Raw genomic sequence first — 6,869 nt, 5'->3', positions numbered from 1 at the left:
CTTTTAAGAACCCTTACTAGCAATAGTAAGGGTTTTTTGTTTTATAACAGTTTTGACTGTTAGATTTTTTGATTATTCGAAAATCAGATCCGACCTTCGACTTTATGACCTTCAACTAAGATTGTTGGATTATTCGAACCCTTCCGGTAGAATTGTGTTTTAATTTTCAGTAGAACTGCGTTTTAACGCAGTTACATGTAGTAATACAATCTAATTAATTACAATATACAATGAACCCGTTAGCTGCGTTAAAACGTACCTCTACAGATATATATCGTATACCCAATATCGTAATTCGTATATTAATTATACCTACACAAGGTCAAAAAAAGACCTCGCAGGAAAACTGTATATTAAATATCGTATATTGTAAACTGAATACTGAATACTTTTTACATCTTGTCTCTTGATTCTTTCTTCTCTATTCTAGATTTCTATGTTTTTAATATATTCATCATATTCATCATAGAATAATTCAAAGGCAGCCATTTTTTCTTCAAAAAAATCAAATATAGTATTCCAGGTAGCTTTATTATTAATGCTGATTTGTTCCTTTTCTATCCAGATTCGACTGATTATTTTCCCTGTTTCCAGAACATGATCTTTTTCAAAGATCAGATCTTTAATAAACTCTTCCTCCAGAATATTTTTTAGAGATTCTATTTTTTCAAAGTAAGCAATGCGTTTACTGATATCTTTTGATTCAATATCTAATAGAACTTTTGCTTTTTTATTATTAGCATAAAATTTAAAAGAGAAATCTTTTATTTTAGTGTTATATAAGAGCCATTTTCGAGGTTTTGTTTCACCAAACGTTGTCCAGAATTCTTGTTTTATTTTTTGTGCTTCAGCTTTACTATACATTATATTGATTTAGTTGGTATTAAAAATTTGATTATCAGATATTTTTTGAGATCAGAGATCCATTCAGTTATATATTTATTTGTTTAAAATTAATTTCTAAGGTATCTTTATAAGATGAGTAGTTCTTAAAGAGCATTCAGAAACAATTTCACTATGGATTTTCAAGATTTTTTAAATATCATCCCAAAAATAGCAAAAGAAAAACTCTTAGGTATGGATTCTCATTTAAAAATGGCTTCTTTGGAGCGGATTGATATAATGAGAAAGGGACTTTTAAATTACAAAGATAAAAGAGAAGCAGCTGTAATGATGCTGTTTTATCCAAAAGGTACAGAAACTTATTTTGTTTTAATTGTTAGAAATGAATATCCGGGTATTCATTCTTCACAAATTTCGTTTCCCGGAGGAAAAGTAGAGGAAGATGATATATCTTTAGAATATACTGCTTTACGTGAAACCTATGAAGAGATAGGTATTACTCCTGATAAGATAAATATTGTTAAGCCTTTTAGTGATATTTATATCCCTCCCAGTAATTTTATTGTACATCCGTTTATGGGATATAGTAATGAAGAAGTTACTTTTGATTTATCTCCTAGAGAAGTAGCAGGTATTATTGAATGGCCGTTAGGAGATTTTTTAGAAGATAAAAATGTTGTTAATATTGCCGTGGAAACTTCCTATGCTAATAATACAGTAGTTCCTGCTTTTAAAAAAGAAGAACATATTGTTTGGGGAGCAACTGCCATGATTTTAAATGAACTGAAAGAAACTATAAAAAACATTTTATAAGCTTTTGTTTTTGTAAATTTACAGCTTATTTTACTAAAAAATATTTTATGAGATTGTTAAAGAGAAATCCTTTTGGTCATATACTTTTTTTAAAAAAATGGTTAATTCGGATTTTTGGTGTATTAAGCCAGAGACGATATAGAGGATTTAATGATTTACAAATAGAAGGTTCTGAAATTATTAAAAATTTACCGGATACAAATGTTTTATTTATTTCGAATCATCAGACCTATTTTGCCGATGTAGTAGCTATGTTTCATGTTTTTAATGCCAGTTTAAAAGGAAGGGTAGACACGATTAAAAATGTAGGTTATTTGTGGCAGCCTAAACTGAATATTTATTATGTAGCCGCTAAAGAAACAATGAAAGCGGGTTTACTGCCCAGAATATTTGCTTACGCAGGCGCTATTACAGTAGAGAGAACCTGGAGAGCTAAAGGAGAAGATGTAAGCAGAGAAGTCAATCCGAATGATACTGAGAATATTAAGATTGCTTTAGAAGACGGATGGGTTATTACTTTTCCACAAGGAACTACAAAACCTTTCAATCCAATCAGAAAAGGAACAGCTCATATTATAAAACAGCATAAACCAATTGTAATACCTATCGTTATAGATGGTTTTAGGCGCTCTTTTGATAAAAAGGGATTACGTATGAAGAAAAAAGGAATTCTTCAGTCTATGGTCATTAAACCCCCTCTTGATATTGACTATGAAAATGATTCAATAGAAGCTATTGTTGAAAAGATCGAATATGCTATTGAACAACACCCTTCTTTTCTGAAAGTTATCCCTGCTGAAGAAATAGAAGCAGAAGAAGAATTAAATAAGCAACGCAGGTGGAGTTATAAAGATACTTTATAAATTAGAAATCTATTTTTTTCAGTTCTTTATAGTTTTGAGATAGTTTTTTTAATAAGAAACCATATACAACTCTGTAAAACAACCATAATATTCCAAAGATAAAAAGAGTAAACCCTAAAAGGAGTAGAATAATTATAATTATTGTATAAGTATTTCCTCGGTTGTTTATAAGACTTGCTATTTTTTCATCATAAATAAATGTAGCCGTAAATACGATTAATAGTATAAGAATCATAACGCCAAGATTATACCATACATAATACTGTACTGTTTTTCTGGTTTTTAATATTGATTGCATTAAATCTTTTACAGAATCTGTAGTTGAAATTTTTTTTAGATTACGGTAGAACAGGTAGATAAATAGTATAATTATTATATAATGTAGATAAGAAGCTATATTGATAAAATTTTCAAGATGATATTTTTTTAATGTTTCAAAATGATTTTCATCAGTAGTAATTAGACTGAGTAAATTCCAGAAAACGATTTCTAAAACACTTATGATAAAGATCCATTTTACAATAGAAGATGATTTTCTATGCAACATCTTGTAGATTTCTTTTTCAGAAATCTGTTTGAATGAGTTTTCGTTTTTTTTCCAGTCTTTTTTTAATAAATCCAGCTCTTCCATTATCTTACTATCTTACGGGTTTAATATTTTTTTTAGTTTTCCTTTAATTCGGTTCATTTTCACTCTTGCATTCACTTCACTGATTCCTAAAGTTTCAGCAATTTCAGTATAATCTTTATCTTCAAGATACATAAAAACTAGTGCTTTTTCAATATCATTTAATTGATGAACAGACTGATAAAGTAATTTAATTTGTTCCTCTTCTTCAAAATTATAATCATCCTGGTTAAATTGATGTGTTTTGTTATTAAATTCAATGGTATTAATAGAGCGTGTCTTTTTCCGATATAGAGTTATGGCAGTATTTAGCGCAACACGGTATGCCCAGGTTGTAAATTTAGATTCTCCTCTGAATTTAGGATAAGCTTTCCATAACTGAATTGTAATTTCCTGAAACAAATCTTTATGAGCCTCTTCTCCACAAGTGTACAGCCTGCACACTTTGTGAATTAAATTTTGATTTTCCTGTAATAGTTGTACAAATGATTTCTCTAAAGAATTACTCATAAACGATTAGTATGATAATTATTGATTTTGTTACATATAAATATAAAAATATTTCTTTTTTGAGTATATATCATGCTTTTTTTACTGTTTTTTCTTTATTTAGGATAAAAAGAAGTAAAGGATATTATTTGTAGGAATATTTATTTAAATCTTGGTCTGTTTATTCTTTGTTACTTTAAACAAAAAGCCGTTATTTTGGTATAAATTCAAAATATCAGATGAATATATCCCACTCTAATTCTCCAAGAATAGTAATTGTTGGAGGAGGTTTTGCAGGAGTAAATTTTGCGAAAATGATGAAAAATAAAGGTTTTCAAATTGTTTTGTTAGATAAACATAACTATCATAATTTTCAGCCTTTATTATATCAGGTGGCTACAGGTGGTCTTGAAGCGGGCTCTATAGCTTATCCTATTAGAAAGGTTATTCAGGAACATGAGAATTTTTATTTCAGATTAGCAAAAGTGAATCAGATAGATACTGAAAATAAAAAGATAATAGCTGATATTGGTGAACTTAATTATGATTATCTGGTTATTGCGACAGGTTCTAAAACCAATTACTTTGGGAACAAAGAAATTAAAAAGAACAGTATGGCAATGAAAACAATTCCACAATCATTAAATATCCGTAGTTTAATTTTAGAAAACTTTGAACAGGCTTTATTGACGACAGATTTAAAAGAAAGACAAAGTTTAATGAATTTTGTTATTGTTGGAGGAGGACCTACAGGAGTGGAGCTTTCAGGATCATTGGCAGAAATGAAAAAAGGTATTTTACCTAAAGATTATCCGGATTTGGATCTTCGGATGATGCAGATTAATCTGATTCAGAGTGGTGATCGAATATTAAATACAATGAGTAAAAAGGCATCTCAGAAGGCAGAAGAATTTTTAAAACGTTTAGGAGTAAGTGTCTGGAAAAATGTTCGTGTAGAAAATTATGACGGAAGGTATGTAACCACAAATACGAGTCTGACTTTTGATTGTGCAACTTTTATCTGGACAGCAGGAGTGCAAGGAGCTTTATTAAAAGGTTTAAAAAAAGAAGCTCTGGTAGAAAAGGAAACGAGAATAAAAGTAAATCAGTTTAATCAGGTTCTGGGATATGATTGTATTTTTGCGATAGGAGATATTGCCTTAATGGAAGATAAAGAAAATCCTTTTGGACATCCCATGATGGCTCAGCCGGCTATACAGCAAGGAAAGTGGTTGGCAAAAAATCTGGTCAGAGCTTCAAAAAAACAAGAAATGAAACCTTTTATTTATAATGATAAAGGTTCTATGGCAACCATAGGAAGAAATAAAGCAGTTGTTGATTTGCCTAAATGGCAGTTTAATGGTGTTTTTGCATGGTTTGTCTGGATGTTTGTACATTTATTTTCTTTAATAGGCTTTAAAAATAAAGTAGTAGTATTATTTAACTGGATTTATAATTATATTCGTTTTGACAGAGAGTCCCGATTAATAATAAGACCCTTCAAGAAGAAAGACCTGACTTCATTTACTACTAATTCAGACGATTAGAAATTAGTTTACTTCCTGTTTTTAGCTGATTATAATACTAATCTAAAAATTAGGATTATGAATTTTGATAGTAAGGATTATTCCTTTTTAATTAATACTTTTTGAGTATGATAATTCACTAACAGACCAATAAACTGGGTATAAGTTTTTAGTCCGTCTTTTTGTTGATTCAGTTTTAAATAATTATCATAGAATTTTTTAAATACAATTTCAATAGGAGAATCATAATTATCCCAGAACAGATCGGACTCTTTTATATTCTCAATAACACCATAATGAAGTTTCTGTAATAAGGAATTATAGATGTTTTCATCTCTTACTGTCCAGTTACGGAGGCAATATCGTAAGGCATATATATAGCCTGAATATTGAAAATAGAGATTATCATTATTTATCGAAGCCAAATAACCAATAAAATTCGCTTCACTTTCAGAAGCATATCCTAGCTGGTGTGCCATTTCATGGCAGGAAACAGTAGGGAAAGTATACATTGGGATCTTATCGTTTACCTGAGCCTCATTGCTGAAAGGATTCAGATAGCCGGCAAATCCCATATAGGTTAATGGCAGACTTAGCAGAGACGGTTTAATGCTTAATGCTGTATATTTGAAATAATCATATTGAGTTGCTAATCTGTTATAACCGGTTAAGGTCTGTTTGAAAACTTCTTTTCTGGTAGATGGATTAATAACTTTCAGGCTGTCATTTTTTTCCAATTTTGAATGAATTGAATTTACTTTTTCAACTAATTGCTCTGTTACAGTTAACAGATCTTCTTTTCTGTACTCCTTTTCAATATTCATTTTTTGATATAAAGGAACTCGGTGGTAATTAATTGCCCATAATAAATGAAATAAGAAATATCCAACAGAGAAAGCACTTGTTATGGTTAGAAGATAGGATTTATAATTTGTTTTCCATGATTTTCTGATTTTCCAAAACCACCTGATAAGGATAAGGATCAGAAGAATATAAACAATATCACCTACTGAAAATGGAATCCAACCTAAAAAGAAACGCAATGTTTTTGAGATCAAAGGATACAATCCGTTACTGTAATATTTTTCTACCAATTCAGGAAAAAAAGAAATTATTTTCAGAACAATGATTTGAATAATTAGAAGAAAACTAAATAGAATTTTTTTATTTTTCATTCAGTAAATATTGGAGGAGCAAATTTAGAGAAATAAAGTTAGAAAAGATCTTTAAAAGAAGCCTGATAGGTTATTTTTCATTTTTAAATGACTAAAATAATCTTTGTTTTAACTTTAATCTATATTTAATTTTGGATTCTAAATAAAAAAATAATCTTTTATTTAGAATAAATAAAAATAAATTCCTTAATCTTGCAGTGCTATAATCATTTAATAATTAGAAGCTTAGAGGTAAGAGATGAAAGAAAAGAAGGAAGGTTCAGGTAAAGTTATTTATTTCTGTGACGGTAAAAAATGCTGTAAGTATAATAAAGAAGCGAAAAAATGTTTTAAAGGATTATTGAAAGAAGCTGAATTAAAAGAAGAAGTTACTCTGGAAAAGATGGAATGTTGTGGTAAATGCAAAAAGGCTCCGATATTTTGTATTCAGCCTAAAAACGTGTGGAAAGGTAAAGTATCAGAGAAAAAAGCAAAAGCTTTATTTGAAAAACATATTGCCTGATATAAAAGGTAAACTAGAAAACGAAAGGTA

8 protein-coding genes are annotated in these 6,869 nt (G+C 29.3%); 4 read left to right on the top strand and 4 right to left on the bottom strand.

Going from position 1 to position 6,869, the window contains the following annotated elements:
• Nucleotides 1-426: 426 nt before the first annotated feature.
• Nucleotides 427-864 carry a DUF4268 domain-containing protein gene (locus AC4FQX_RS14355; protein WP_491168410.1) on the bottom strand — a complete coding sequence of 146 codons (438 nt, stop codon included), beginning with the start codon at nucleotides 862-864 and terminating at the stop codon, nucleotides 427-429.
• Between the two features lie 153 nt (nucleotides 865-1,017).
• On the opposite strand from AC4FQX_RS14355, the gene AC4FQX_RS14350 reads away from it, so the two are divergent.
• Together AC4FQX_RS14350 and AC4FQX_RS14345 are read left to right on the top strand one after the other, a co-directional pair.
• A complete protein-coding gene (locus tag AC4FQX_RS14350; protein ID WP_491168409.1) occupies nucleotides 1,018-1,656 on the top strand; it encodes an NUDIX hydrolase in 639 nt (212 codons plus the stop codon).
• Nucleotides 1,657-1,703: 47 nt separating this feature from the next.
• On the top strand, nucleotides 1,704-2,519 hold the full coding sequence (locus AC4FQX_RS14345; protein ID WP_491168408.1) for a lysophospholipid acyltransferase family protein: 816 nt from the start codon (nucleotides 1,704-1,706) through the stop codon (nucleotides 2,517-2,519).
• Between the two features lies 1 nt (nucleotide 2,520).
• Here AC4FQX_RS14345 and AC4FQX_RS14340 read toward each other — a convergent pair whose 3' ends face one another.
• Together AC4FQX_RS14340 and AC4FQX_RS14335 are read right to left on the bottom strand one after the other, a co-directional pair.
• Nucleotides 2,521-3,150: a DUF8845 family protein gene (locus tag AC4FQX_RS14340; RefSeq protein ID WP_491168407.1), complete on the bottom strand. Its 630-nt coding sequence runs from the start codon at nucleotides 3,148-3,150 to the stop codon at nucleotides 2,521-2,523.
• A gap of 12 nt (nucleotides 3,151-3,162) precedes the next feature.
• Nucleotides 3,163-3,657 (bottom strand): RNA polymerase sigma factor, encoded by a 495-nt coding sequence (locus tag AC4FQX_RS14335; RefSeq protein ID WP_491168406.1) that lies wholly within the window; start codon nucleotides 3,655-3,657, stop codon nucleotides 3,163-3,165.
• 218 nt (nucleotides 3,658-3,875) lie between these two features.
• Between AC4FQX_RS14335 and AC4FQX_RS14330 the strand changes: the two genes are divergently transcribed.
• Nucleotides 3,876-5,183, top strand: a complete 1,308-nt coding sequence (locus AC4FQX_RS14330) for an NAD(P)/FAD-dependent oxidoreductase (protein ID WP_491168405.1) — start codon at nucleotides 3,876-3,878, stop codon at nucleotides 5,181-5,183.
• Nucleotides 5,184-5,260: 77 nt separating this feature from the next.
• On the opposite strand, the gene AC4FQX_RS14325 is transcribed toward AC4FQX_RS14330, so the two are convergent.
• Entirely contained in the window at nucleotides 5,261-6,337 is a 1,077-nt protein-coding gene (locus AC4FQX_RS14325) for a DUF3810 domain-containing protein (RefSeq protein WP_491168404.1), read from the bottom strand.
• 238 nt (nucleotides 6,338-6,575) lie between these two features.
• Here AC4FQX_RS14325 and AC4FQX_RS14320 point away from each other — a divergent pair, with 238 nt between their 5' ends.
• A complete protein-coding gene (locus AC4FQX_RS14320) occupies nucleotides 6,576-6,839 on the top strand; it encodes a (2Fe-2S) ferredoxin domain-containing protein (protein ID WP_491168403.1) in 264 nt (87 codons plus the stop codon).
• Nucleotides 6,840-6,869: the final 30 nt, after the last annotated feature.

Source organism: Flavobacterium sp. AK-301, from assembly GCF_058310215.1.
This window is presented reverse-complemented; position numbering and strand designations above follow the sequence as displayed.